The following is a 25,598-nucleotide window of genomic DNA, read 5'->3' on the forward strand; positions in this document are numbered from 1 at the left end:
TCATCCCCACGACTACGCAGCCTTTCCTTAGCGCCCACCGCACACCTCGCAGACTGGGTCGCGCTTGACCCGCAACTCGCGAAAGCGCGTACCCAGCGCATCGATCAGCAGCAGGCGCCCCACCAGCGGCTCGCCGAAACCGGCCAGCAGCTTGAGTGCCTCCAGCGCCTGCAGGCTGCCCACCAGGCCCACCAGCGGGCCGACCACGCCGGCCTCGCTGCAGGTCAGCTCGGCTTCGCTGCCATGACCGTACAAGCAGTGATAGCAGGGGCTGGCGGCGTTGCGCGGATCGAACACCGAGAGCTGCCCCTCAAGGCGAATCGCCGCGCCGGATACCAGCGGCTTGCCGGCTGCGACGCAAGCAGCGTTGACCGCCTCGCGGGTGGAAAAGTTGTCCGAGCAGTCCAGCACCAGATCGACGCCACTCACCGCGGCGGCCAGCGAGTCGGCGTCCAGCGCCTGACGATGCGGCACCAGCGTGATCTGCGGGTTGATCGCGGCCAGGCGCGCCATGGCCGAGTCCACCTTGGCCTGGCCAACGCTGGCGGTGTCGTGGGCGATCTGCCGCTGCAGGTTGGTCAGGTCCACCGTATCGAAGTCGGCCAGGTGCAGCTCGCCGACTCCGGCCGCGGCCAGGTACAGCGCCACCGGCGAGCCGAGACCGCCCATGCCGACGATCAGCACGCGGCCGTGTTTCAGGCGCAACTGGCCGTCCACATCGATCTGTTTCAGCAGGATCTGCCGGCTGTAGCGCAGCAGTTCGTCATCGCTCAGCATATCGTCACTCATGGTCGAAACGTCCCAGACTGATGCGCTCATGGCCGCCCAGGTCACGCCGGCTGTGCACCTCGGCGAAGCCGGCGGCGGCAACTAGCCCGCGCACCGCCTCGGCCTGGTCGAAACCGTGCTCCAGCAGCAACCAGCCCCCCGTCAGCAGGTGCGCCGGCGCGGCCTGGATGATGGCACGAATGTCATCCAACCCGTCGCTGCCGGCCACCAGGGCACTGCTCGGCTCGAAGCGCACGTCGCCTTCGTTCAGGTGGCGGTCGTCGGCGCGGATATAGGGCGGGTTGCTCAGAATCAGACCGTAGCGCTGCCCGCTCAGGGCAGAGAACCAATGGCTATGCACGAACGCAGCGTTGTCCAGTTGCAGGCGCTGACGGTTGCGCTCTGCCAGGGCCACGGCGTCCTCGACGCGGTCCACGCCGGTCACCTGCCAGGTCGGACGTTCGCTGGCCAGGGCCAGGGCGATGGCGCCGGTGCCGGTGCCCAGGTCCAGCACGGTCAAAGGTGTCGCCGGCAGCAGCTCGAGCGCGGTTTCCACCAGCAGCTCGGTGTCAGGGCGCGGGATCAGGGTATGCGGCGCCACCTCCAGCTCCAGGCTCCAGAAACCCTGGTGGCCGAGGATATAGGCCACCGGTTCGCCCTGACGGCGACGCATTAGATTCGCCTGGAATAGCGCCTGCTGCTCATCATCCAGCTCGCGCTCCGGCCAGGTGCGCAGGTAGCTGCGCGGTTTGCCCAGCGCGGCCGCCAGCAGCAACTCGGCGTCCAGCCGCGGGGTGGGCGAGTCGGGCAGGTCGGCGTTGTCGAGCAGGGATTCGATGGTGGCCATGGTTCATCCTGACTGCTTTTCTCCCCTCTCCCGCTTGCGGGGCTTGAGCGGAAATAGCGAAGCATCGCTTCGCCCGCTCAAGCGCCCTGAGCTCTGCGAGGGGCTGGGGCGCAGAGCGGGGGCCGGGGGAGAGGGTGTGCCGTTGCGCCCCCTCTCCCTAACCCTCTCCCCGAGGGGAGAGGGGACTGTTCGGCGCTACGTTGGCGCTTGCTGTCAGCTCTTCCCGGATTACATCCGGGCTACGGTGCGCACGGCGCACCCTACGCGGCGCGAGCCATGCGCACCGCGGCAATCAATCGCCCAGCGCCGCCAGCTGGTCGGCCTGGTACTCGGCCAGCAACGGCTCGATCACTGCCTCCACGCCGCCGGCCATGACTTCGCTCAGCGAATACAGGGTCAGGTTGATGCGGTGATCGGTGACCCGGCCCTGCGGGAAGTTGTAGGTGCGGATGCGCTCGGAGCGATCGCCCGAGCCCACCAGCAGCTTGCGCGTCTCGGAGATTTCCTTGTGCGCCGCCGCTTCCTGCTGGTCCTGCAGCTTGGCCGCCAGCCAGGCCATGGCCTTGGCGCGGTTCTTGTGCTGCGAGCGTTCTTCCTGGCATTCCACCACGGTCCCGGTGGGAATGTGGGTGATGCGGATCGCCGAGTCGGTGGTGTTGACGTGCTGGCCGCCAGCGCCGGAGCTGCGGTAGGTATCGACGCGCAGATCGGCCGGGTTGATCTCGATGGCGGCCTGCTCATCCGGCTCCGGCAGCACCGCCACGGTGCAGGCGGAGGTATGGATGCGGCCCTGGGATTCGGTTTCCGGCACGCGCTGCACGCGATGGGCGCCGGACTCGAACTTGAGCTTGGCGTAGACGTTCTCACCCTCGACGCGAGCGATGACCTCCTTGAAGCCGCCGTGCTCGCCCTCGTTGGCCGACAGCACCTCGACGCGCCAACCCTGCTTCTCGGCGTAGCGCGAGTACATGCGGAACAGGTCGCCGGAGAAGATCGCCGCCTCGTCGCCGCCGGTGCCGGCGCGCACTTCCAGGTAGACGTTGCGGCCGTCGTTGGGGTCCTTGGGCAGCAGCATGCGCTGCAGCTTGTCTTCCAGGGTGGTCAGCGCTTCCTTGGCCTGGGCCACTTCTTCTTCGGCCATCTCGCGCAGGTCCGGGTCGCTTTCCTTGAGCAGCGCCTGGGCCCCTTCGAGGTCGCTCTGCACCTTGCGCAGCTCGCGGAAGGTGGCGATCACCGGCTCGATCTCGGCGTATTCCTTGGAATAGGCGCGAAACTGGGTCTGCTTGGAGATCACCTCGGCATCGCCAAGCAGCGCCGTGAGTTCCTCGAAGCGGTCGCTGAGGTTGTCCAGCTTGTTCAACAGTGAAGCTTTCATTGCAGACCCTTGTCCTGCGGCGCGCCCTCGTCGAGGGCGAATAATTCCTGGGCCAGGCTGAGCGCGTCGATGCGCCCCTCGGCGGTGAGTTTCTTCATGCGCACGCTGGGCGCATGCAGCAGCTTGTTGGTCAGGCCGCGGGCCAGTTGCGCCAGTACGTCTTCGGCATTGGCACCGTTGACCAGCATGCGCTGGGCCTTGGCCAGTTCCTCGTCGCGCAGCCGCTCGGCCTGCTGGCGGTAGGCCTTGAGCACGTCGACCGCGGCCAGCTCGCGCAGGCGCTGCATGAAATCTTCGGTGCCGGCGGCCACCAGCTCCTCGGCGGCCTGCGCCGCGCCCTGGCGGCTCTTGAGGTTTTCCTCGATGACTTCGTGCAGGTCATCGACGGTATAGAGATAGACGTCATCCAGCTCGCCCACCTGTGGCTCGATATCGCGCGGCACGGCGATGTCGACCATGAAGATCGGCTTGTGCTTGCGCTTTTTCAGCGCACTTTCCACCGCGCCCTTGCCGAGAATCGGCAGTTGGCTGGCAGTGGAGCTGATGACGATGTCACTGTGCGCCAATTCGTCGGGAATGTCCGAGAGCAGCACGGCATGAGCGCCGAACTGCTCGGCCAGCTGACTGGCGCGCTCCAGGGTACGGTTGGCGACGACGATGCGCTTGATGCCCTGATCGTGCAGGTGACGCGCCACCAGGCTGATGGTTTCGCCGGCGCCGATCAGCAGCGCCTGGCTGCGGTGCAGGTCGGCGAAGATCTGCTTGGCCAGGCTGACCGCGGCGAAGGCCACGGAAACCGGGTTCTCGCCGATGGCGGTGTCGGTGCGCACGGTCTTGGCGGTACTGAAGGTGGCCTGGAACAGCCGGCCGAGCAGCGGGCCGACGGTGCCGGCCTCACGCGCCACGGCATAGGCGGACTTGAGCTGGCCGAGAATCTGCGGCTCGCCGAGCACCATGGAATCCAGACCACAGGCCACGCGCATCATATGGCGCACCGCGTCCTGCTCGCTGTGCACGTAGGCACAGGCGCGCAGCTCGTCCAGGCTCAGGCGGTGATAGTCGGCCAGCCACTTGAGCACTTCGTCGCTGCTCAGCTGGTCCTGTTCCAGGTACAGCTCGCTGCGATTGCAGGTGGAGAGGATCGCCGCTTCGCGACTGGGGGTGAGCCGGCACAGCTGCTGCAACGCCTCGACCAGCTGCTCCGGGGTGAAGGCAACGCGCTCGCGCACCTCTACCGAGGCGGTCTTGTGGTTGATACCGAGGGCGATAAAGGCCATGCAGGGTCGCTGAGGGGCAGTACGGAAGCCGGCAATTGTCCTACTTCGCCCCGGCGAGAACAACTCCCGCGACCTATTGTCCCAATAGACGGTTCGCCGCATCGTCCTGGCCTGTGGGCTTGCTCCGAGGCTTGTGTCATGATGCCGCGAACGTCGCAGGGCAGGCGCCTACCTGGCCGCCGCCCGGAAATAACGCAGCACAAGGCACTATGAACAGACCCCTCGCGCTAGTCACCGCACTCGCCTTCCTCAGCGGCTGCCAAACCTTCGCCCCCAGCGAGCCGGACGGTACGCCGCCGGTGCAGGAAGCCGACCAGACCACCCAACTGGAACCGAGCGAATACGGCTCGTTCAGCCAGGAAACCCTGTTCGCCCTGCTCACCGCCGAACTGGCCGGGCAGCGCAACCGCTTCGACATCGCCCTCGGCAACTACGTGCAGCAGGCCCAGGCCACCGGCGATGCCGGTGTCGCCGAGCGCGCCTTCCGCATCGCCGAATACCTCGGTGCCGAACAGGCAGCGCTGGACACCGCGCTGATCTGGGCCGAGAACGCGCCGAGCAACATCGACGCGCAGCGCGCCGCCGCCGTGCAGTTGGCCCGTGCCAGTCGCTATGACGAATCCATGGTGTTCATGGAAAGCGTGCTCAAGCGCCAGGGCGACACCCATTTCGATTTCCTCGCACTGTCCGCCGCGGAAACCGACCCGGACACCCGCGCCGGCCTGCTGCAAGGGTTCGACCGCCTGCTGACCAAGCACCCGGACAACAGCCAGCTGCTGTTCGGCAAGGCCATTCTGCTGCAGCAGGACGGCCGCGCCGAAGAGGCCCTGGAGCTGCTCGAAGCGCAACCGGCCAGCCAGACCGAGGTGTCGCCGCTGCTGCTGCGCGCACGCCTGCTGCAAAGCCTGAAACGTGGCGACGAAGCCCTGCCCCTGCTGCAGAAAGGCATTCGCAAACACCCGGACGACAAGCGCCTGCGCCTGACCTACGCCCGCCTGCTGGTCGAGCAGGACCGTCTCGACGACGCCAAGGGCGAGTTCTCCAAACTGGTGCAGGAAAACCCCAACGACGACGACCTGCGTTTCTCCCTGGCCCTGGTGTGCCTGGAGGCCGAGGCCTGGGAAGAGGCCATCGTCTACCTGGAAGAACTGATCGAGCGCCGCAGCCACGTCGACGCCGCGCATTTCAACCTCGGCCGCGCCTACGAGGCGCTGGAAGACATCAACAGTGCGCTGCAGGAATACAGCCTGGTCGGCCCGAGCAACGATTACCTGCCAGCCCAGCAGCGCCAGGCCGAACTGCTGCTGCGCCAGCAGCGTACCGAGGAAGCCCGCGCACGTCTGGCCAAAGCCCGCGATGCCCAGCCCGACTACGCCATCCAGCTGTACCTGATCGAGGCCGAAGGCCTGAGCAACAGGCGCCAGATCGAACCGGCCTGGAGCGCGATCAACCAGGGCCTGGAACAGTTCCCCAACGACCTGAACCTGCTCTATACCCGCGCCATGCTGGCGGAAAAACGCGACGATCTGGGCCAGCTGGAAACCGATCTGCGCTACATCCTCGAGCGCGAGCCGGACCACGCCATGGCGCTGAACGCGCTGGGCTATACCCTGGCCGACCGCACCACGCGCTACGAGGAAGCCCGTGAACTGATCGAAAAGGCGCACCAGCTTAGCCCGCAGGACCCGGCCATTCTCGACAGCCTGGGTTGGGTCAACTACCGCCTGGGCAACCTGGAAGAAGCCGAGCGCCTGCTGCGCCAGGCCCTGGAGAAATTCCCCGACCATGAGGTGGCGGCCCACCTCGGCGAGGTGCTCTGGGCCCAGGGCAAGCAGCGCGAAGCCCGCCGCGTCTGGCGCGACGCCCTCGCCGAAACGCCCGACAGCACCATTCTGCGCGACACGCTGTTGCGCCTGACCGGCTCCGAGACCCTTTGATGCTTCGTCACCTCCTAGTTTTCAGTCTCATCGCCCTGCTCGCCGGTTGCGCCGGCCTTACCTCGCGCGAAGCGCTGGAAGGCCAGGGCAACCCCGCCCAGTGGCAAGTCCACAAACAGCAGATCAGCCAGCTCGACGGCTGGCAGATCAACGGCAAGATCGGCATTCGCGCCCCGCAGGACTCCGGCAGCGCCACCCTGTTCTGGCTGCAGCGTCAGGACTACTACGACATTCGCCTCTCCGGCCCGCTCGGAGGCGGTGCCGCCCGCCTGACCGGCCGTCCCGGCGACATCCTGCTGGAAGTGTCCAACCGCGGCCGCTTCAAGGCCGAGTCCCCGGAGGCCCTGCTGCGCGAGCAACTGCGCCTGGACCTGCCGGTGTCCAACCTGCTCTGGTGGATTCGCGGCCTGCCCGCCCCCGACAGCCGCAGCCGCCTGACCCTCGACGCCGACAGCCACCTGGCGCGCCTGGAGCAGGACGGCTGGCAGGTGGAGTACCAGCGCTATGTCGAACAGAACGGCTACGCCCTGCCGGAGCGCCTGAAGCTCTATGGCCAGGACCTGGAAGTGACCCTGGTGATCAAAGACTGGCAGCCGCGTCAGTTGGGGCAGTAGGCCGGATTCAACCCGGGAAAGACGCCTCGATGCCGCTCACCTAGGGACATACGCGCCCTGCTCCCCTCTCCCATTTATGGGAGAGGGGTTGGGGGAGAGGGTCAAACACTCCGCGCCACTGAAAGCCCCCTCTCCCCAAAGGGGCGAGGGGATTGATTGCGCTTGGCAGACGATTATGTGAAAAGCATTACCCCCTACAACACCCGGATTTCATCACGGCTACGAACGCCCACCAACGACATCGCCATGACCAGCACCGCCGTTCCCGCCCACGCCGAACTGATCCTGCCCGCCCCGGCCAAGCTCAACCTGATGCTGCATATCCTTGGCCGCCGTGCCGATGGCTATCACCAGCTGCAGACCCTGTTCCAGTTCCTCGACCACGGCGACGAGCTCGGCTTCAGCGTTCGCCAGGACGGCGAGATTCGCCTGCATACACCCATCGACGGCATACCGCACGACAGCAACCTGATCGTGCGCGCGGCCAAAAGACTGCAGGAAGCGTCCGGCACAGCACTGGGCGCCGATATCTGGCTGGACAAGCGCCTGCCCATGGGCGGCGGCATCGGCGGCGGCAGCTCGGACGCCGCCACCACCCTGCTCGGCCTCGACCACCTGTGGCACACCCGCCTGGGCGAAGAGCGCCTGGCCGAACTGGGCCTGGCCCTGGGCGCCGACGTGCCGGTATTCGTGCGTGGCCGCGCGGCCTTCGCCGAGGGCGTCGGCGAGCTTCTGACACCGGTGGAACTGGAGGAACCCTGGTTCCTCGTCGCCGTACCGCAAGTCTTTGTAAGCACAGCAGAAGTTTTCGGCGCGCCCGAGTTGACACGCGATACGCCGCCCATTAAAGTTCGCAGCCTTCTTGCGGGGGGTGGTCGAAACGACTGCCAACCGGTGGTCGAGAAGCGTTATCCAGAGGTTCGTAACGCTTTGATCTTGTTGAACAAATTTGTTTCAGCTAGATTGACCGGCACTGGAGCTTGCATATTTGGGAGCTTCCCAAATCGGGACGATGCTGATAAAGTCGCCCGCCAACTTCCAGGCACTCTGCCGAGCTTTGTCGCTCAAGGTCGCAACATCTCGATGCTGCACCGCAGGCTCCAAGCATTGGCCAAGAAGTGAATGCTCAGCATTCGGTTATACGATACAGGGGCGTCGCCAAGCGGTAAGGCAGCAGGTTTTGATCCTGCCATGCGTTGGTTCGAATCCAGCCGCCCCTGCCATAACCTCCCTCGGGAGGCATCGCAAACCGGGTCAAACAGCATTCGACACAGAATATAGGGGCGTCGCCAAGCGGTAAGGCAGCAGGTTTTGATCCTGCCATGCGTTGGTTCGAATCCAGCCGCCCCTGCCATTTTCCATACCCATCCAGGTATACCCCAGCCGGCAGGTACTGCGCGTGTCCAAGATGATGGTCTTCACGGGGAACGCAAACCCCGATCTGGCGCGACGGATCGTTCGTCAGCTGCACATCCCCCTCGGCGATGCTTCGGTCGGTAAGTTCTCCGACGGCGAAGTCATGATCGAAATCAACGAAAACGTCCGCGGCAAGGACGTGTTCCTGATTCAGCCGACCTGTGCACCCACCAACGACAACCTGATGGAGCTGGTAGTGATGGCCGACGCCTTCCGCCGTTCCTCGGCTACCCGCATCACCGCGGTCATCCCCTACTTCGGTTACGCCCGCCAGGATCGCCGTCCGCGTTCCGCTCGCGTGGCGATCAGCGCCAAAGTCGTGGCCGACATGCTCACCGTGGTCGGTATCGACCGCGTGCTGACCGTCGACCTGCACGCTGACCAGATCCAGGGCTTCTTCGACATTCCGGTGGACAACATCTACGGCTCCCCGGTCCTGGTCGACGACATCGAAGACCAGCGCTTCGACAACCTGATGATCGTCTCCCCCGATATCGGCGGCGTCGTTCGTGCCCGCGCCGTGGCCAAGAGCCTGGGCGTCGACCTGGCGATCATCGACAAGCGTCGCGAGAAGGCCAACCAGTCCGAAGTGATGCACATCATCGGTGACGTGGAAGGCCGTACCTGCATCCTGGTCGACGACATGGTCGACACCGCCGGTACCCTGTGCCACGCCGCCAAGGCGCTGAAAGAGCGCGGCGCCGCCAAGGTCTACGCCTACTGCACCCACCCGGTGCTGTCCGGCCGTGCCATCGAGAACATCGAGAATTCCGTCCTGGACGAGCTGGTGGTCACCAACACCATCCCGCTGTCCGCTGCGGCGCAGTCCTGCTCGCGCATTCGCCAGCTCGACATCGCCCCGGTCGTCGCCGAAGCGGTTCGCCGCATCAGCAACGAAGAATCGATCAGCGCGATGTTCCGTTAAGGAACCCGCTGACGTAATGCGCCCCGCCTCGTGCGGGGCTTTTTGCCCTACCGCCCGAGGCTGGTCGCAAGCCATAAGGCGGTTTGGTTATTTTGGAGAAATGAAATGACTGATTTTGCCCTGAATGCCGAAGTGCGTTCCGACCTGGGGAAAGGTGCGAGCCGCCGCCTGCGTCGTAACGTGTCCATGGTTCCTGCCGTGATCTACGGTGGCGACAAGGCCCCGCAATCCATCAGCCTGCTGGCCAAAGACCTGGCCAAGCTGCTGGAAAACGAAGCCGCTTTCAGCCACGTTCTGGCTGTCAACGTTGCCGGTGCTACCGAAAACGTCGTGATCAAGGCCCTGCAGCGCCACCCGGCCAAAGGCTTCGTCCTGCACGCTGACTTCCAGCGCGTCGTTGCCGGCCAGAAGCTGACCGCCCACGTACCGCTGCACTTCATCAACGAAGCAACCGCCGTTGGCGTGAAGCAGCAGGGTGGCGAGATCTCCCACACCATCAACGAAGTCGAAGTTTCCTGCCTGCCGAAAGACCTGCCGGAATTCATCGAAGTCGACATGGCTGCCGTAGAAGTTGGCCAGACCGTCCACATGTCCGACCTGAAGCTGCCGAAAGGCGTTGAGCTGGTTGCTCTGGCTCACGGTAACGACCTGGCTGTCTCCAACATTCACGCTTCCCGCGTGAAGGCTGAAGACGAAGGCGCTGCCGAGTAATCGCAGCGCGGAACCCGCCCGGCAGGCGATCACGCCGGGCGATTTCCTCGAAAGGGCTCCTGTATGACTGCCGTACAACTGATCGTTGGCCTGGGTAACCCCGGCCCCGAATACGACCAGACCCGGCACAATGCAGGGGCCCTTTTCGTTGAGCGCGTGGCCGAGAGCCAGCGCGTCAACCTTGCTGTCGATCGCAAGTATTTCGGCCTGGTGGGCAAGTTCAACCACCAGGGGCGCGAAGTTCGTCTGCTCATCCCCACCACCTACATGAACCGCAGCGGCCAGTCCGTGGCGGCCTTGGCCAATTTCTTCAAGATCAAACCCGAAGAGATCCTGGTGGCCCACGACGAACTCGACATGCCACCCGGCATCGCCAAGCTCAAGCAGGGCGGCGGCCACGGCGGGCACAACGGCCTGCGCGACATCATCGCCCAGCTCGGCAACCAGAATAACTTCCATCGCCTGCGGCTCGGCATCGGCCATCCGGGGCACGCCAGCCTGGTCTCCGGCTACGTGCTCGGACGCGCCCCACGCAGCGAACAGGAACTGCTTGATCAGAGCATCGACTTCGCCTTGGACGTCCTGCCGGAAATACTCGCCGGCGACTGGACCGTGGCCATGCGCAAACTGCATAGCCAGAAGGCCACCAAGTAACCACCTTTCCCCCGAGGGACACATCATGGGATTCAACTGCGGCATCGTCGGCCTGCCCAACGTCGGCAAGTCCACCCTGTTCAACGCCCTCACCAAATCCGGCATCGCCGCAGAAAACTTCCCCTTCTGCACCATCGAGCCGAACAGCGGCATCGTGCCCATGCCCGACCCGCGCCTGGATGCCCTGGCCGAGATCGTCAAGCCCGAGAAGGTCATCCCCACCACCATGGAATTCGTCGACATTGCCGGCCTGGTGGCGGGCGCGTCGAAAGGTGAAGGCCTGGGCAACAAGTTCCTCGCCAACATCCGCGAGACGGATGCGATTGCGCATGTGGTGCGCTGCTTCGAAGACGAGAACGTCATTCACGTCGCTAACAGCGTCGACCCCAAGCGCGACATCGAGATCATCGACCTGGAACTGATCATGGCCGACCTCGACAGCTGCGAGAAGCAACTGCAGCGCGTCGCTCGTACCGCCAAGGGTGGCGACAAGGAATCCGTAGCGCAGAAGGCCCTGCTGGAAAAGCTCATCCCCCACCTCACCGAAGGCAAGCCGGCGCGCAGCCTGCTCAAGGACCTGGGTGACGACGAGAAGCGCCTGGCCAGGACCTTCCACCTGCTCACCACCAAGCCGGTGATGTACATCGCCAACGTCGCCGAAGACGGCTTCGAGAACAACCCGCACCTCGACGTGGTGAATGCCATCGCCAAGGAAGAAGGCGCCATCGTCGTGCCGGTGTGCAACAAGATCGAAGCCGAGATCGCCGAACTGGACGATCTCGAAGAGATGCAGATGTTCCTCGAAACCATGGGCATGGAAGAGCCGGGCCTGAACCGCGTGATCCGCGCCGGTTACTCGCTGCTCAACCTGCAGACCTACTTCACCGCCGGCGTGAAGGAAGTGCGCGCCTGGACCGTGCGCGTCGGCGCCACCGCCCCGCAGGCTGCTGCCGTGATCCACACCGACTTCGAGAAAGGCTTCATCCGCGCCGAAGTGGTCGCCTACGACGACTTCATCGCCTACAAGGGCGAAGGCGGTGCCAAGGAAGCCGGCAAATGGCGCCTGGAAGGCAAGGACTACATCGTCAAGGACGGCGACGTAATGCACTTCCGCTTCAACGTCTGATCTAGTCAGCGCATAAAAACCCCGCCTCGGCGGGGTTTTTCTTTGCCTGTTACCCAGGTAGGAGCCACACCTGTGGTGGAAGCGGCTATGGTCGACGACACCAAAGCGCAGGAAACGAACGCGCCCCTGTCGCCATCGCCCTGCCCGTTCCCTTGACCTCAACCTAACCTGAGGTCCCAGGCTGGCCTGCATCCCTCCCAAGACCAAGGAGCCAGCCATGCAACAGATTCGTCCCGACCTCTGGGAAACCGCGACCGAGAACCCCGCCCCGGGCCTGAAAACCCACGCCTACCTGCTGACCCGCGAGAGCGGCAACCTGCTGTTCTACAACACCAGCCTGCGCCGGGAGATCGAGCAGATGACCGAGCTGGGCGGTGTTGCCTACCAGTTCCTCAGCCACCGCGACGAACTCGGCGACTCGCTGCTGCAGATACGCCAGCGCTTCGGCACCCGGCTTGGCGGCCACCGAGAAGAGCAGGAAGACTTCAGCCGACAGGCCCCGGTGGATATTCTCTTCACCGAACGCCAGACGCTGTTCGGCAATATCGACGTGATTCCCAGCCCGGGCCATAGCCCCGGCAGCACCTGCTTTCTGGTACACAGCCCGACCGGCCAGCGCTACCTATTCACCGGCGACACCCTCTACCGCAGCGCGGACGGCAGCTGGAAAGCCGGCTTCATCCCCGGCCACAACAGCCCCGAAGACCGCCAGACCATGGCCACCAGCATCGCCGGCCTACGCGATCTGCAGCCCGATCTGGTGATCGGCAGCGCCTTCTCTGGCAGTAGCGGCTTTCAGGAAATGAGACGCGGGGAATGGCAGGAGCATGTGGACAGTGCGCTGGAGCGGCTGCTGGGTTAAGGGGCCGGCCCAGCCTCGCTGAGAACGTTTTTCGCACGCAAACAAAAAGGGGTTAGCTTGCGCTAACCCCTTGAATTTATGGTGGCTACACCGAGACTTGAACCTGGGACATCAGCATTATGAATCCGCTACGAACCGCCCCGCTGAGCCAGAGAGCCCCATAAAACGGGGCATCCATCCCTCTCCTACATCGGTTGTGCCAGTTTTTTCCAGAGCTTTTTATCGATGTAGTCACCGGCTCACGCAGGCGACGCTCAAAGCTTACTCTTCAATCAAATACCTTAGCGCAGGAAGAATATCGTCTCTAATTTCAAACGCCACCACTTTATTTATCGTTTGAAACGTATTATGAGCTGCACTATTAAGCAATTTCTTATGAGCCAAGAATTTTCTCAGGCAGTGTTGTATCTTATTTTTTCGCGCCCCATCCCATACCTCATCATGAGAAATCAAGAAATTAATTAACTCTTCTAGGTCAGGTTCTAGATTAGCGATCTCTCTGGAGCTCAGCTGGGGCTGTTTTTTCTTTTCCCTTGCAGCATTCCGATCTTTTACAACCTCACCCAAAAGATCGTCATACTTTTCCTTTCTCATTAAGAACTTGGTAGTGCTTGCCTCAAAAAGCATACGAATAAGAACAAGTGCAGTGTATGTCATTACATTTATATCAAGTCGCTTTCCCTCATGCACCAAAGCCAAGTGCTTATCGTCGCAATGAAGTTCATCGACATCTTGAGGCAACACTGTTGAAAAAGTATTGTGGTCCACCTTTGTGATCGGGGGTTTCTTTACTGGAGAGGTACTAGGCTTGCCACCCGCTGCTTGCCCGGCCGCGGGTTTCTTTACACCTCCCTTGCCACCCTCCTGAGCACTGCCACCATCCCCCCCTGGCTGTGGAACTACTAAAGGCTCGTCCTTGATTTTCCTTCTCTTCGCGTCGCCCGCGTTAGCACGCCATTTATCAACAAACTTTCTCATATCATCCAGCGCATACTGATATGCTGGATTATTTAGATCAACGTCCGTCTTTGTTGTATTCCACGGAAGCTCAGAGGGGTTGGGGTTAGTAAAATATACATTACCTACAAAGCCATAGAACTCCGTGTGGAATTTTTTCACCCACCCCGTCTTCCATGACTTATCCGATATAACTATAGCCCTTTCATTACAATATATAGTCCAACCATACTCATTGGTCAGGCCTGCATTCGCATCTTTGTCGTAACCAGGCTCAGCTGAAAATCTATGCCTCTTATGCTGACCAGCCTCAATATAAACCGTAGTATTAGAAACCCTAAAGAACTTTGACTCGCTGCCATAAGGGCTATCTTGCCGAAGTTCTACAACGTGCGAATCAATGATTTCATCATTGATTACAACCTCAAGCCCTTTAGCTATGAGCTTACCGTATCTAACTCCCGTTTCCCTTCTTAACTTTTCCAGCCAATCACCATCAGAAAATAAGTGAGAGGTCTCGTTTGACAACTCCGTAGTTTTAATTACGGTACCAACCCTTCCTTGCGATGGCATTTTAAGAGCAGGAAGCGACCAGTCCGAAGACTTCAGATAATCATCCGTTTTGATTTCTAAATAACACCGCTCAGTCCCGGTATCGGTTTCAATTTCTGTGAACTGACCTATTTTAAATATAGCTCGATTGAGCCCGACACCAAAAACACCTATACCGAGATTATGTGAAGACTTTTCCCCGAAACGAAGAGCTGAAGCCTTTAAATGCTCCGAAGAAATCCCACCGCAATTATCCGATATACGCAGACTAGTTCCATCCATATCTATCTTTATTTTATAGCCTTCATAGCTCTCTGGCGGAGCTTTTCTATCCATATCAGGATTAAGCTTAAAGATAGTATCCCTAGCAGCGTCGATTGAGTTATCTATCAGATCAAATATACAAGCATCTATAGCAATATCCCTAGTGAGGCTATTTACTACAACCTCTTTGCTTGGCCTGGTATCTACAGAAAGCTCTTCTGATTTCATTACCACCTCCCCTCCCTATGCAACCGATAGGACTACTTCTTCCATTAAAGATTTTTTAATCTGGCTCAATATCGCGCGCGAAACGATGGGAGACACACTATTCCCGATCATTCGGAAACTGTGCCACTTTGTTGGGTGGAATGTAAACCAATCCGGAAAGCCCTGTATCCTTGCAGCTTCCCGAACAGTTATAACCCTACCCTCTTCAGGATGTAAGGGGCGAACGGCTTGAAATGAGCCCTTATCAGACCCTGTACCGGCTCTCAATGTGGGACTTACACCACTCCAACTAAGTTTGTAGGATTTACTTACTAAATCAACTTTCCCATTCACTGTGTTTTTATATCTTTCAGCTACAGCTTCTGTGTGCTTCGTCTCCAGCAAGCCCGATACATAACCCTGCTTTAAATAGTCAATAGCCTCCCGACCACCAAGTCCTTTAGGAGGGAGCTTACGCATAGCTTTAGCATATTGACTGAGGGTATTTTTCAACTCAGGATACCGGGCCCATCCAAAACTCAATGAATCTTTCAAATCAGGAATGGGAGAAGGAAGATCAGAGATGGCGTCCGCAATAGTAGATGGCTTCTTTGTGCCAACAAGGTCTTCAATAACAATCTTATTGACATCCTCTTTGTCATAGCCAACAACAATAACACGCAATCTATTTGTCGCTGCACCATAGCTCGCCGCATTAATCACAAATGGCCCAAGTATTGTGTATCTATCGGAGACCTGATCAATACCTGTCATCAACGTTTCAATATTCTCTTCGTCCAGCAGACCTTGCACATTCTCCATAACAAAAAATTTTGGACGCAACTCTCTTACATGTCGATAAAAATGATGCACGAGATTATTTCTCGGATCATCTTTCTGCCTTTTCCCTATACGACTGAATCCTTGGCATGGTGGCCCACCAATGATACCTGCCGGTCTAACAGAGCCTATTAGCTGGCGCCAGTCACTAACTTGAATTTCAGAAACATTCCCCTCCACAGCTTTAGTGCCTGGAAAGTTTCTTTTATATGCCGACTGCAGAGTCGGGTCGATGTCTATAGCCGCTATTGAATGAAACCCAGCCAGCTCCGCCCCTAAAGAGAAACCACCACACCCACAAAACAAATCCAGAATAAGTGGTTTCGTATTCACTGATTCCATTCTTTCTCTTCTTCTCAATAGCTCTAAATTAAAAAACTTTCATTTTAGCATGCGGATTTTAATGTAATCAGCCACTACAAATGCTCATTCGCGGTTCGGGCATACCAACGCTTAGCTACCTTTATAGTTATCGCTATCCCACGTTTGGACTGGGCAAGTTTCGGTTGGCTTCGTCGTAGTCGGGGCTTGTCTGGCCATTCTCTGGTATCACTTCGCCAGTAAGCAACCACCACCTATAGCTAGGGTATAGCTTCCCTAGTATCTCGATTTCATCCGCACCGACACGCGCCCTCCCCCGCTTGATGTTCACCCAGCGCGGGTAGTCGGTCTCACCAGCCTTTGAAAGCTCGACCAAGCTCGCAGCGTTGATCAGTTGAAGGGCTCTATCAGACAGCTTGTCCGTCATTACAAATACTCATGGCATGTCATATGTACAAAATGACAAATTGCCCTTATGGTTTGCACATATGGCAAATTCATATGATTTGCCGTCATTGGTGAAACATAAGGTACAGCTATGGAACAGTCTGGTGTAGTGGGGCTTTCGATTTCGGGAGACGCCCAACGCGTAACGGATTTCCGCGACGCACCGTTCTGCACGAAATACGTGCTGGCTCAGCTCTTGGGCATGGAGCAAATCACCGAAGACGTGGTGCGCGGCTGGATCGAAAGCAACACCGTGCCGACCGTGAAAATCGGTCGTCACCGCGTCATCAACCTGCACCGCATCCGCCGCGACCTCGACCGAGGCAAAACCATCTTCTGCGCGGGGGATTACGCCGATGAGTAAGCAGGTGCCCGCCCATGAACCTCTCCCGCTACCTGCACCAGCCGCACCCCGGCGACTGCGATTGCTCTGTGTGCTGGTCCCGTCGCGCGATGGCTCAACCCGTAGCCTGCCCGTCCACACCCTGCACCGAGTGCCGCCCCGTGTCGCTGTTCAAGGTCGATGGGTTCTGGAAGGTGACGCCTGCCTCCATCTGCGCGAAACACACCCCAAGCAACCGGCCGCCCAGGTACTGGCACGTTGTGCACGACACCGGCAAACCAACGCCCTTCGTGCCGCTGCGCGAACCGTTCGACCTAGTGGGGTGAACGCATGAGACAGCCAACCGCTCTGGTCGCCTGCGAGTTCTCCGGCCGCGTCCGTGATGCCCTGACCCGCGTCGGTTTCTATGCCGTGAGCTGCGACCTGATGCCCTCCGAAACCGAGGGTGAACACATCCAGGGCGACGTCCTGGACGTGCTCGACTGGGGTTGGGACCTGCTGATTGCCCATCCGCCTTGCACCGATCTGGCCACCTCCGGCGCCCGGTGGTTCCCGGAGAAGATCGCGGACGGTCGTCAGGCCCGCGCTCTGGACTTCGTCCGAGCCCTGCTGGCTGCGCCAATCCGCTTCAAGGCCCTGGAGAACCCGAAGTCGGTTATCTCCGGCCAGATTCGCAAGCCGGACCAGATCGTTCAGCCCTGGATGTTCGGCCATGGCGAGCGCAAGGAAACCCATTTCTGGCTCCAGAACCTGCCGCTGCTCCAGCCCACCGAAATCGTGGATGGCCGTGCCCCGGTGGTTCACCGCATGGCACCCGGCCCGGACCGCTGGAAGAACCGTTCCCGCACCTATCAGGGCATTGCCGATGCCATCGCCGATCAGTGGGGCCGACACGTCATCAACGTACTGAACGGTGCTGCTCCGGCGGCGGCTCCACGTCAGACCGTCCTGGAGCTGGGGGTGAGCGCATGACCGTCTCTTTCCACCTCGGCCGCTATCTGGTCGCTCTGCTCTGGCACTGGATCACCCCGTTCCTGTTCGGCGCCATCGCCGCCACGGTCGTGACCCTGTTCGGCCTACAGGAAAGCGTCCAGAGCATCGGCAACGCCTTCGAAACCGCCATCGCCAACGTGGCCGAACAATGCACTACCAGCGATCCGGCCAACGCCACCGATGCTGAACCGGTCAAGGGCCGCGCTCCCGGCTCGTCGGATTACGCTTCACCGATCCGGCGAACGGAAGCACGGGCGGAGCGCACCCTTGAACGCCCGCCACCCTAAATAGCCTTCGCTCGAGAGTGTGGGGCAGCTCCACCGCCCCGCGCTCCCGAGCCCTCGGCGGCAAGAGTGGGATGACAAGGGCAAAGCCCTTGGTGTTGAACCAAACCCGCTGCACCAGCGGCGCTAACTGAAAACCTCGGCAAGTCGAGAACCCCACCTGGGCAAAAACGCGAAGTTTGCCCGTGTGGACCCGCTCGGCCTGCTGAAAGGCAAACCCGCGCAATAAGGCGCAACCAAGCGAGGAAACACAACATGGCACGCACCACTATGGAACTGGCATTCATCAGCGCTGAGCGCGTGAAGTTCGACAACGTTGACCTGATCAAACTCTATTTCGGCGATGAACCGGACGGCGAAAAGGACCTGGGCGTTTCCCTGCTCTCGATGCAGGTATCCGAAGACGTCCGCGAAGAAGTATGGGGCGCCTGCAAAGGCCTCGACGTGCTCGAAACCGTCCGCGTAACCGTGGAAATCGAACGCGGCTCCAAGAACGCCGGCAAGTTCATCGTCCTGCACGTCGAGTCGGCCAAGCCGGCTCAGGCCACCAAGCCTGCCGCCCCGCAAGGCGCCCAACAACAGCCCAAGCCGACCGGCACCCAGCCGGACCCGGCCAAGGCCTGACGGGAGGGCGCCGCCGTGCTGATCGTTGATCGCGTGCTGTGCGACTGCTGCGGGCAGCCCATGGGCCAGCTCTACCAGCAGCCGGCACCGCAAGCCGACCTGCTGCCCGATCTGCGCACGGCGCCCCACCAAACCATCTGCCCCGACTGCCAGGACATGGCAGAGGTCGTCCGCGACCCCAGCCTGGCCGAGTAAGGGGGCTGTATGTCGGTCGTTGCCGTTCAAGTGTGCATGCAGTGGACCACCAACGCAGATGCGTCGGTGTCCTGCTCGCAGTACGGATGGCAACAGGCCTACCTGATCCCTCCCGAGGCCGCTGGCTATGTAGACATCTTGGTCTCAGGGGGATTTTCGCCAGAGGCGTTCGGCATTGGTTTTGGCGGAACGCTCATGGCGTTTGCAATCGGCCTTTCCGGTGGATTGGTCGCATCCGTTCTACGACGCATGAGGTAACAACCATGAAACAACTGAAAACCCAGCTGCAAAACGGCGCCACCGCTTTTGGTCGTGCTCGTCGCTTCGCCCGCAACGCCTGCATTGGCGCTGTCGTCTCCGTCGCCACCGTCCCGGCCTTCGCCGCTGTGGTCGATACCGCAGCCATCCAGGCGCAGATCCAGGAAGGCCAAGGCGATGCCAGCACCATCGCCGGCTACATCGCTCTGGCACTGGCCGTTCTGGCCTGCGTCGGCGTGGTGTTCTCCATGCTGCGCAAAGCCTAAGGGCCTGCGCCAATGCTCTGGTCAGTGATGCTCGGCGCATTCATCGCCGGTGCCTTCATCACCGGCTTTCGAATCGGCGAGTTCTTCTGACCAGCAGAGCCGTTGCAACAGACCCCGCTTCGGCGGGGTTTTCTTCGAATGGGTTGGATATGTCTGAGCGCGAACGCAATAGCCTAATCATTGCACTGCTGGTGTTTTTGATCGGTGCTTTATCCACCTCACACGTCAAGGCAGACCCTTTTTACTGGTCAAATGCTGATGGGGCAGTGTCCGGCCCCGCTCCCGAAGATGTTTGCAAGCGAACACTTGATCATGAGCGCGGAAGTCACTGGCCAAGCCAAGGCGTTATGCTGTTTTCTTTGGCCGCCGATGGCCTTACCGCAAGCTGTCGGTTCAGCTCCAACGCCGGGTCTGTAAACAGCCATCCGATCTATCTACGAGGCACCGGATGCGAGGGCAGTACTTTTAACCCGCAAACAGGTCGATGCGAGAAGCCTGGTGGTGAAAAGTGCGGCGAAGAGGTCATCGGCGGCGCGACCATTCCCAAGATCACCAACGCACAGAGCGAGTGTGTTGCTTTTTACGACGCCGACAAGCCGTCTCAGTGCGCTCACTTTGCCGAGTCAACACGCTTCACCAGCATCTACGTCTCCGTAGATAGCCAAGGTAATCCGATCCAGCCTCCTACCGTCACTGAACAAGGCTGCGTCGCCAACGTCCTCGACTATAGCCATTGCAAAGCCCCGGCACCCAAAAGCATTGGCGGCGTCAGCCTTGGACCTGCTCCGGTGAAATGTCGTGTCGCACTCAACTTTACCGGCGCAGTTGCAAACGGTGATGCCCCGCAATGGACCGCGCCGCCCGCTGAGCCCGGTGATATTTGCGAGCCTGGTGCCGACTGCGTTCCCTCAGATGAACCGTTGATCAACGAAAAGGAACCCTGCGTTTACGTGCCGGACGGCGAAGGCCGCATGGTTTGTTCTTCCTCCGAATACACCGGAAAGCCCGGCGATTACACCAACTGCGGGACCGTGAATAACGGCCCGTTCAAGTGCTACGGCAAAAATCCCAGCTCCACGGGGACGATGACCGACACCAAGGTAGAAACCAAGCAGAACGCCGACGGCTCCACCACGACCACCAAGACCGACAAGCAAACCAAAGTCGTCTGTTCCGGTGTGGGCTCCTGCACGACGCAAGTGACCACCAACGTCAGCAACACCACCAAAGACGCCAACGGTAACGTCACCTCGGAAAGCTCCAAATGCACTGGTCCCAACTGCAAGGGCACGGGGGGCATCAAGGAAGGTGACGGTAAGGGTGATGGCCAGGACGAGGAAGAAGAGCAAGAAGGCCCGCCCGGCCCCTCGCGCAACCTCCAGCAGGGTGAACAGGGCAGCTTTGCCGAAGGGCTCAGCGAATGGGATGAACGCATTGCTGAGGCACGCGCCGAACTCGACCAAAAGCTCGATGAATACGGCGCCCTGTTCAAAGGCGTGTTCGATCTGAACTTGGGCGCTGGTGGCGGCTCGCTCCCCTGCGAAACCTTCTCCATCAGCACGGGCGGCGTGTCCCTGCGCATCTGCCCGGCCGACTACTCCGAACAGCTCTCCTACCTGCGCTATGTCCTGCTCCTGGCGGCCGCTGCCCTGGCCGCCGTCATTGTCCTCAGAGGGTAACCACCATGTTCGAATGGCTCGCTGGTTTTCTCGATCAAGTCATCGCCTTCTTCCAGTTCGTTTGGGACTTCCTCAGCTCCGGCATCTACGACTTCGTCAAAGACGGCCTCGTCCTGCTCACCAAAGCCGCGATCTATTCCTGGGTGCAAGTGCAACTGCTCGCCCTGGAAGTCGCCTATGAAGCGGCCCAAGGGGTCATGGATGACATCGGTCTTGCCGAAGCCGTGCGTGAGCGCTGGGGTGCACTGCCTGCCGAAGTGGTCAACGCGCTTAACTTCTTCGGCATCCCCCAGGCGCTGAACATCCTCTTCTCGGCGCTCTCCACCCGCTTCGCCCTCAAGTTCGTACCGTTCATAGGGCGCTAACCATGTCGATCAAAATCCACCACGGCCCCAACGGCTCCTACAAGACCAGCGGCGCCATTCAAGACGACGCCGTACCGGCCCTCAAAGAGGGTCGGTTGATCATCACCAACGTGCGTGGTTTCACCCTGGAGCGGGTGCTGCAGGTCATGCCCGATCTGCCGGAGTCGGTCGACATCATCAACCTCGACCTGGAACAGCAAGCCGACATGGAGCGCATGCGCACCTGGTTCCAGTGGGCACCCCGCGGCGCCTTCATCATCTTCGATGAAACCCAGCTCGTCTTCCCCAAAGCCTGGCGCGAACGCGACCTCGAGCGCTTCGACTTCCCTGGCGGCTCCGAAGCCGCCCAGGCCGCTGACCGGCCCATGAACTGGCTCGACGGCTGGACCCGCCACCGCCACTGGAACTGGGATGTGGTGCTCACCACCCCGAACATCAGCTACATCCGCGACGACATCCGCATGACCTGCGAGATGGCCTACAAGCATTCCAACCTTGCCGTCATCGGCATCAAAGGTCGCTACAAGGAGGCCCAGCATGACGCCCAGCTCAACCGGCCACCCGCCGAAGGCACCATCATTGAATACAAGCGAATCAAGCAGGAGACCTTCCGGCTCTACCAATCCACCGCCACCGGAAAAACCCAGGACACCAAAGCCGGAAAGAGCCTGCTCAAGTCGCCGAAGCTACTTTTTCTACTGGCATTTATTGCCTGCCTGTTTGTCGCTCTACTATCTCTCGGCACACCTAAGTTCGGCGCTCCTAGCAGCGCTCAAGCCCCTGCGCTCGATGCTGCTCCAGCTGCTTCGCCCGGTGTGGCGAGTCCTGCGCTTCCTGCTGATACGCGTCTTGATGCTGCTGGTGATCTTCTGGTTAACCAGCCGCCTGATGTACTGGCTGGTGAGCTGAACCACCCCTTTGCCCCGCGAACCTTTGCGGTTCGTGCACTGATGATCGCCCAGGCCGAAGGCAAGAACAGAGAGCTAGGCCTGTTCGACGTGATCGACAGCGACGGCCAGGTGCTCGGTCAATCCCTGGCCGACCTTCGCCAGCTTGGCTACCTCGTACGCATCCTCAGCCCCTGCATGGCCCATATCAGCCACCCCATGGGCTACTCCGGGCACGTCATGTGCCGTGGCCGACCACCACAGCGAGACAGCAGTGGCAACCGACAGGTAGCCAGTGGCATGTCCGCAGCTTCGCCCGTCCGCTCGGATGGCCTCAGCCGCTCACCGTCTACCTACACCCAAACGCGGGTGACCGTTGTGCCGGATAGTGAATATGCCTCCAGGCCGTGGCGGTGAGCGCGCCGCGAGCGAGCGGTTCAGTTCAGAGGGAGCGAGCGGCGCGCACGCCGCTGACGCCCCTGTAGCACGTCAGATAAACCAATTTTAGTAACCACGTTACACCAGAGAGATACAGAGAATGAGCGCACCAAAGGACTACTACCGCATCGATATCGAAACGGGGAAACAGACCCCGAAAAGTCGTCTGTTCTGTGATCCTCGTGCGGGTGGTTTCGTTGATCTGTCCAACGTCCGAATCCTGGCCTGTAGCGTCGATACCGTCCGCCAGTTGTATCGCGGCCTGATCCGCCCGGAAATCATGAGCCTGTTCGACAAGCCCGGCACCATCGTTGATTTCGCTGGCCAGCGCTGGCACTCCGGTCGCGTCAGCAAGGATTCTGGCTACCAGTACAAGCTGCAAAACGCTGACCTGGGGATCATCCTGCTGGTGAAGAACTTCAACGCCAAAATCGAGAACATCGGCCCACACCTGAAAATCGAGGTATCTCCGCATGCTATCGACGCTTTCTCGCCCGAGCGCCTGCAAGAGCGCCTGGACTACTACGCCAGCCACGTACTGACCAACGTCGAACGCAACCAATGCGCCGTTCATCTCGCGCTAGACCTGCAAGGATGGCAACCGCCCGCTGATCTGGTCGCCCGCATGCACTGCCGCGCACGCGCTGCCCGCGATATCTCTGGCATCAAGGAAATTCAGTGGACGCTGGAGTCTGCCACCTACGGCAAAGGCCAGTCCTACCTGTTCGGCTCCGCTGGTGGTGTCCAGCTCGGTATCTACAACAAGACCGAACAGGCCCGCTCCATCGACAAGCTCGACTACTGGGAGAACGTCTGGAAGCGTCGCGACAGCTTCGATGAAACCGACCCGGACAACTACAACCCTGATCAAGATGTGTGGCGCGTAGAGCTGCGTTATCACCACTCAGTCATCCAGCAATTCGCCTCCGGCTCGTTCGATCTGCACAGCGGCCAGACCATCGAAACCAACAGCTACGCTGCCTTCGCTCCGCACCTAGACGGCCTGTGGCGCTATGGCCTACGCCAATTCAAGCTGCTGGCTCGCCCTGGCTACTTCGAACCCATTTGGACACTGATCCGTGATGACGTGCGCGTGGATCTGCCGGTGGATTCCCTGGTGGATGAAACCGAGTACAAGCGCCAATACAAGACGTCTCGGGGCTTCTCGGGGAAGAACGTCGAGCTATTCCTGGGAAACTTCGTCAGCCTGCTGGCACGGGAGCGAGTGGGCGCTAGGCGAGCATTTCACCGGCTCAAGGATTGGGAGTGCTGGCCAGTGATCCGCGACCACTATGCCGCCAAGGGCATGGATGAAGACGGCCTGTATAAGCACATCAAGGGCATCCTAGAAGAACGGCATGTGCGCTGGGGGCGTGCTGTATGACGGCCAGGAAAGACGGCAATACCTGGACCGCTGACTTCTACGAAAACGGTCGCTCGGGTCGCCGCATTCGCAAGAAGGGCTTCAAGACCAAAGCCGCAGCCCAGCGCTATGAATCGGAGTTCTTCGCCAGCCTGACCAGAACCGGCCGACCGCTCGATGATCGCCTGTCGGATCTGGTGACGCTCTGGCATGACCTGCACGGCTGCTCGCTAAAGGACGCCAAGTATCGTTTGGCGCGGACATTGGCGACCGTCGAACGCCTGGGCGATCCAATGGCCTCCAACTTCGATGCCCTCGCCTGGGCACGCTATCGCCAGTCTCGCCTCAAGGATGTAAGCCCGCATACCGTCAATCACGAACAGCGTTACCTGTCGGCGGTCTTCTCCGAACTGATCCGCCTGGGTGCCTGGGTCGGCAACAACCCGTTGGCCAAGGTTCGTCAGATCAAGACCGACCAAACCGAGCTGACGTTTCTGACCCTGCAACAAGTCGAACAACTGCTGGAAGAGTGCAAGCGCTCGACCAACAACCACACCTATCCAGTTGCGCTGATCTGCTTGGCCACGGGGGCACGATGGGATGAAGCCGAGTCGCTGCAACGCGGTGCCATCTTCGGCGGCAAGGCCCACTTTCACAGAACGAAAAACCGCCAGTCCCGGTCGGTGCCCATCCCCAAAGAGGTCGAAGAGATTGCCTTAAAGGTGGGGATGCCTGGGAATGGCAGACTGTTCATGCCTTGCCGGTCGGCATTTCGATCTGCCTACCTGCGTTGCGGCTTCCATACACCGGGCCAGATGACCCATATCCTGCGACACACCTTCGCCAGCCATTACATGATGGGTGGTGGCGACATCCTGGGCTTGCAACGCATTCTCGGGCACTCGTCCATCACAATGACCATGCGTTATGCCCACCTGTCACCGGATCATCTGGAATCGGCGCTTAGATTCTCACCTTTGGCTCAAAGCGGAATTTTTGCGCCTAGCCGGTAGAAATGTTCCCAGCGACCTGAGCAGGGATTCTTCTGGCGCTCTACAGAGAAGAGGCCGGTTTTGGCTGCCAGGTCCTGCCAGCTTTTGCAGCCGTAGTGCGTGTAAGCGTCTTCTGAGCCGCCCTTGTGGACTATGTACTCAACGCCCTTTTGCAAAGAAACCTTTCCGCTCTCGTCTGCATAGAGCTTTCCGGCTTCGATAAGTGACTGGACCTCCTCGATCATCAACCAATCCTGCCCTGGAGGAAGTGGCTGGCCCACTAGCAAATTGAAAAAGATCTCTGATTGAACAAGATCCTTCACTTTGTCGCGGATTTCGCGCTGACTTTGCCGAACCACTTTCAGCGAATGAAAAACGGAGATAGCACGACCATTTAACTCGTTCAGTCGAACTAGGGCAGCCTCACAGCAGCCATCGCAACCCAAGTCGTACTGTGTCAGGAAGCTATGCACGAGGTGGTTTCGATCCTCGATCAGGTTGCAAAGATCCGCTTGGTGCCTGTCCCTGTCCCCAGGATGCATAACTACGCTGTGTGAGGCACTGAAAATGACTTGGTTGCTTTCCTCCTCCCTGGGTTCGGATATAGGAGGGGCGGTCACCAGAAACGACTCAAAAAGTTTTGAATTCAGCCCCCCTAGTGTCGACTTGCTAATTTCCGCTGCTCTCTTGGGGCCGCTAACAGGGTGGTTAGTGACCTGTGCTGCTAGGAGAAGGTTCTTGATCTGAAGCTCAACGGACTGCATGTTCGCTACGCATCGGCCAAATTCATATAGGACCTGATCGCGTAACG

The 25,598-nt window shown here is 60.2% G+C and carries 28 protein-coding genes and 2 tRNA genes; 23 read left to right on the plus strand and 7 right to left on the minus strand.

Annotated features, from left to right (window positions below):
• Window positions 1-27 precede the first annotated feature (27 nt).
• The 4 genes from N7333_RS00190 to hemA all read right to left on the minus strand — a co-directional run bounded on the left by N7333_RS00190 (window position 28) and on the right by hemA (window position 4,267).
• Complete coding sequence (locus N7333_RS00190) at window positions 28-777, minus strand: molybdopterin-synthase adenylyltransferase MoeB (RefSeq protein WP_129481827.1); 750 nt, start codon at window positions 775-777, stop codon at window positions 28-30.
• Window positions 778-781: 4 nt separating this feature from the next.
• Window positions 782-1,615, minus strand: a complete 834-nt coding sequence (gene prmC, locus N7333_RS00195; RefSeq protein ID WP_129481789.1) for a peptide chain release factor N(5)-glutamine methyltransferase — start codon at window positions 1,613-1,615, stop codon at window positions 782-784.
• Window positions 1,616-1,907: 292 nt separating this feature from the next.
• Window positions 1,908-2,990, minus strand: a complete 1,083-nt coding sequence (prfA, locus tag N7333_RS00200; RefSeq protein ID WP_129481790.1) for a peptide chain release factor 1 — start codon at window positions 2,988-2,990, stop codon at window positions 1,908-1,910.
• Window positions 2,987-4,267 carry a glutamyl-tRNA reductase gene (gene hemA / locus N7333_RS00205; protein WP_129481791.1) on the minus strand — a complete coding sequence of 427 codons (1,281 nt, stop codon included), beginning with the start codon at window positions 4,265-4,267 and terminating at the stop codon, window positions 2,987-2,989. Before hemA ends, prfA begins: the two co-directional genes overlap by 4 nt.
• A gap of 209 nt (window positions 4,268-4,476) precedes the next feature.
• Here hemA and N7333_RS00210 point away from each other — a divergent pair, with 209 nt between their 5' ends.
• The 10 genes from N7333_RS00210 to N7333_RS00255 all read left to right on the plus strand — a co-directional run bounded on the left by N7333_RS00210 (window position 4,477) and on the right by N7333_RS00255 (window position 12,512).
• Window positions 4,477-6,204 carry a tetratricopeptide repeat protein gene (locus N7333_RS00210; RefSeq protein WP_129481792.1) on the plus strand — a complete coding sequence of 576 codons (1,728 nt, stop codon included), beginning with the start codon at window positions 4,477-4,479 and terminating at the stop codon, window positions 6,202-6,204.
• On the plus strand, window positions 6,204-6,818 hold the full coding sequence (gene lolB / locus N7333_RS00215) for a lipoprotein insertase outer membrane protein LolB (RefSeq protein WP_177491016.1): 615 nt from the start codon (window positions 6,204-6,206) through the stop codon (window positions 6,816-6,818). Before N7333_RS00210 ends, lolB begins: the two co-directional genes overlap by 1 nt.
• Before the next feature lie 246 nt (window positions 6,819-7,064).
• Complete coding sequence (gene ispE, locus N7333_RS00220; protein WP_129481828.1) at window positions 7,065-7,940, plus strand: 4-(cytidine 5'-diphospho)-2-C-methyl-D-erythritol kinase; 876 nt, start codon at window positions 7,065-7,067, stop codon at window positions 7,938-7,940.
• A gap of 26 nt (window positions 7,941-7,966) precedes the next feature.
• Window positions 7,967-8,041 (plus strand) — tRNA-Gln (locus tag N7333_RS00225).
• A gap of 56 nt (window positions 8,042-8,097) precedes the next feature.
• Window positions 8,098-8,172, plus strand: a tRNA-Gln gene (locus tag N7333_RS00230).
• A gap of 45 nt (window positions 8,173-8,217) precedes the next feature.
• Window positions 8,218-9,159: a ribose-phosphate pyrophosphokinase gene (locus N7333_RS00235; RefSeq protein WP_003244667.1), complete on the plus strand. Its 942-nt coding sequence runs from the start codon at window positions 8,218-8,220 to the stop codon at window positions 9,157-9,159.
• A 105-nt stretch (window positions 9,160-9,264) separates the two neighbouring features.
• Entirely contained in the window at window positions 9,265-9,870 is a 606-nt protein-coding gene (locus N7333_RS00240; protein WP_003244665.1) for a 50S ribosomal protein L25/general stress protein Ctc, read from the plus strand.
• A 63-nt stretch (window positions 9,871-9,933) separates the two neighbouring features.
• A complete protein-coding gene (gene pth, locus N7333_RS00245; RefSeq protein WP_129481794.1) occupies window positions 9,934-10,524 on the plus strand; it encodes an aminoacyl-tRNA hydrolase in 591 nt (196 codons plus the stop codon).
• Window positions 10,525-10,549: 25 nt separating this feature from the next.
• Entirely contained in the window at window positions 10,550-11,650 is a 1,101-nt protein-coding gene (gene ychF / locus N7333_RS00250) for a redox-regulated ATPase YchF (RefSeq protein ID WP_129481795.1), read from the plus strand.
• Between the two features lie 217 nt (window positions 11,651-11,867).
• Window positions 11,868-12,512, plus strand: coding sequence for an MBL fold metallo-hydrolase (locus tag N7333_RS00255; protein ID WP_129481796.1), 645 nt, complete (start codon window positions 11,868-11,870; stop codon window positions 12,510-12,512).
• 261 nt (window positions 12,513-12,773) lie between these two features.
• Here the strand turns inward: N7333_RS00255 and N7333_RS00260 are convergent, their stop codons facing one another.
• Window positions 12,774-14,513, minus strand: a complete 1,740-nt coding sequence (locus N7333_RS00260) for an ATP-binding protein (RefSeq protein ID WP_279857996.1) — start codon at window positions 14,511-14,513, stop codon at window positions 12,774-12,776.
• A 15-nt stretch (window positions 14,514-14,528) separates the two neighbouring features.
• Window positions 14,529-15,674 carry a DNA cytosine methyltransferase gene (locus N7333_RS00265; protein WP_279857998.1) on the minus strand — a complete coding sequence of 382 codons (1,146 nt, stop codon included), beginning with the start codon at window positions 15,672-15,674 and terminating at the stop codon, window positions 14,529-14,531.
• Window positions 15,675-16,191: 517 nt separating this feature from the next.
• Here N7333_RS00265 and N7333_RS00275 point away from each other — a divergent pair.
• From N7333_RS00275 to N7333_RS00335, 13 genes are all read left to right on the plus strand, one after another.
• On the plus strand, window positions 16,192-16,464 hold the full coding sequence (locus N7333_RS00275; protein WP_279858001.1) for a DNA-binding protein: 273 nt from the start codon (window positions 16,192-16,194) through the stop codon (window positions 16,462-16,464).
• A gap of 89 nt (window positions 16,465-16,553) precedes the next feature.
• Window positions 16,554-16,769: a DUF5447 family protein gene (locus N7333_RS00280; protein WP_347815281.1), complete on the plus strand. Its 216-nt coding sequence runs from the start codon at window positions 16,554-16,556 to the stop codon at window positions 16,767-16,769.
• Window positions 16,770-16,773: 4 nt separating this feature from the next.
• Window positions 16,774-17,415, plus strand: coding sequence for a DNA cytosine methyltransferase (locus N7333_RS00285; protein WP_279858003.1), 642 nt, complete (start codon window positions 16,774-16,776; stop codon window positions 17,413-17,415).
• On the plus strand, window positions 17,412-17,723 hold the full coding sequence (locus tag N7333_RS00290; RefSeq protein WP_279858004.1) for a hypothetical protein: 312 nt from the start codon (window positions 17,412-17,414) through the stop codon (window positions 17,721-17,723). The genes N7333_RS00285 and N7333_RS00290 overlap by 4 nt, the downstream gene beginning before the upstream one ends.
• 252 nt (window positions 17,724-17,975) lie before the next feature.
• Window positions 17,976-18,344 (plus strand): hypothetical protein, encoded by a 369-nt coding sequence (locus tag N7333_RS00295; RefSeq protein WP_279858006.1) that lies wholly within the window; start codon window positions 17,976-17,978, stop codon window positions 18,342-18,344.
• A 15-nt stretch (window positions 18,345-18,359) separates the two neighbouring features.
• Window positions 18,360-18,539 (plus strand): hypothetical protein, encoded by a 180-nt coding sequence (locus N7333_RS00300; protein WP_090433365.1) that lies wholly within the window; start codon window positions 18,360-18,362, stop codon window positions 18,537-18,539.
• A 9-nt stretch (window positions 18,540-18,548) separates the two neighbouring features.
• Window positions 18,549-18,797 carry a hypothetical protein gene (locus N7333_RS00305; protein WP_090426982.1) on the plus strand — a complete coding sequence of 83 codons (249 nt, stop codon included), beginning with the start codon at window positions 18,549-18,551 and terminating at the stop codon, window positions 18,795-18,797.
• A gap of 5 nt (window positions 18,798-18,802) precedes the next feature.
• On the plus strand, window positions 18,803-19,063 hold the full coding sequence (locus tag N7333_RS00310) for a capsid protein (RefSeq protein WP_279858010.1): 261 nt from the start codon (window positions 18,803-18,805) through the stop codon (window positions 19,061-19,063).
• A gap of 149 nt (window positions 19,064-19,212) precedes the next feature.
• A complete protein-coding gene (locus N7333_RS00315) occupies window positions 19,213-20,742 on the plus strand; it encodes a hypothetical protein (protein WP_279858012.1) in 1,530 nt (509 codons plus the stop codon).
• Window positions 20,743-20,747: 5 nt separating this feature from the next.
• Complete coding sequence (locus N7333_RS00320; RefSeq protein ID WP_129481800.1) at window positions 20,748-21,107, plus strand: DUF2523 family protein; 360 nt, start codon at window positions 20,748-20,750, stop codon at window positions 21,105-21,107.
• A gap of 2 nt (window positions 21,108-21,109) precedes the next feature.
• Window positions 21,110-22,411 (plus strand): zonular occludens toxin domain-containing protein, encoded by a 1,302-nt coding sequence (locus N7333_RS00325; RefSeq protein ID WP_279858013.1) that lies wholly within the window; start codon window positions 21,110-21,112, stop codon window positions 22,409-22,411.
• 121 nt (window positions 22,412-22,532) lie between these two features.
• Entirely contained in the window at window positions 22,533-23,816 is a 1,284-nt protein-coding gene (locus N7333_RS00330) for a hypothetical protein (RefSeq protein WP_279858014.1), read from the plus strand.
• Window positions 23,813-24,808 (plus strand): tyrosine-type recombinase/integrase, encoded by a 996-nt coding sequence (locus N7333_RS00335; protein WP_279858016.1) that lies wholly within the window; start codon window positions 23,813-23,815, stop codon window positions 24,806-24,808. Before N7333_RS00330 ends, N7333_RS00335 begins: the two co-directional genes overlap by 4 nt.
• Here the strand turns inward: N7333_RS00335 and N7333_RS00340 are convergent.
• Complete coding sequence (locus N7333_RS00340; RefSeq protein WP_279858018.1) at window positions 24,778-25,551, minus strand: hypothetical protein; 774 nt, start codon at window positions 25,549-25,551, stop codon at window positions 24,778-24,780. The genes N7333_RS00335 and N7333_RS00340 overlap by 31 nt on opposite strands.
• Window positions 25,552-25,598 lie beyond the last annotated feature (47 nt).

The sequence above is a fragment of the Pseudomonas sp. GD04158 genome (assembly GCF_029834875.1).
Lineage (GTDB): Bacteria > Pseudomonadota > Gammaproteobacteria > Pseudomonadales > Pseudomonadaceae > Aquipseudomonas > Aquipseudomonas hydrolytica.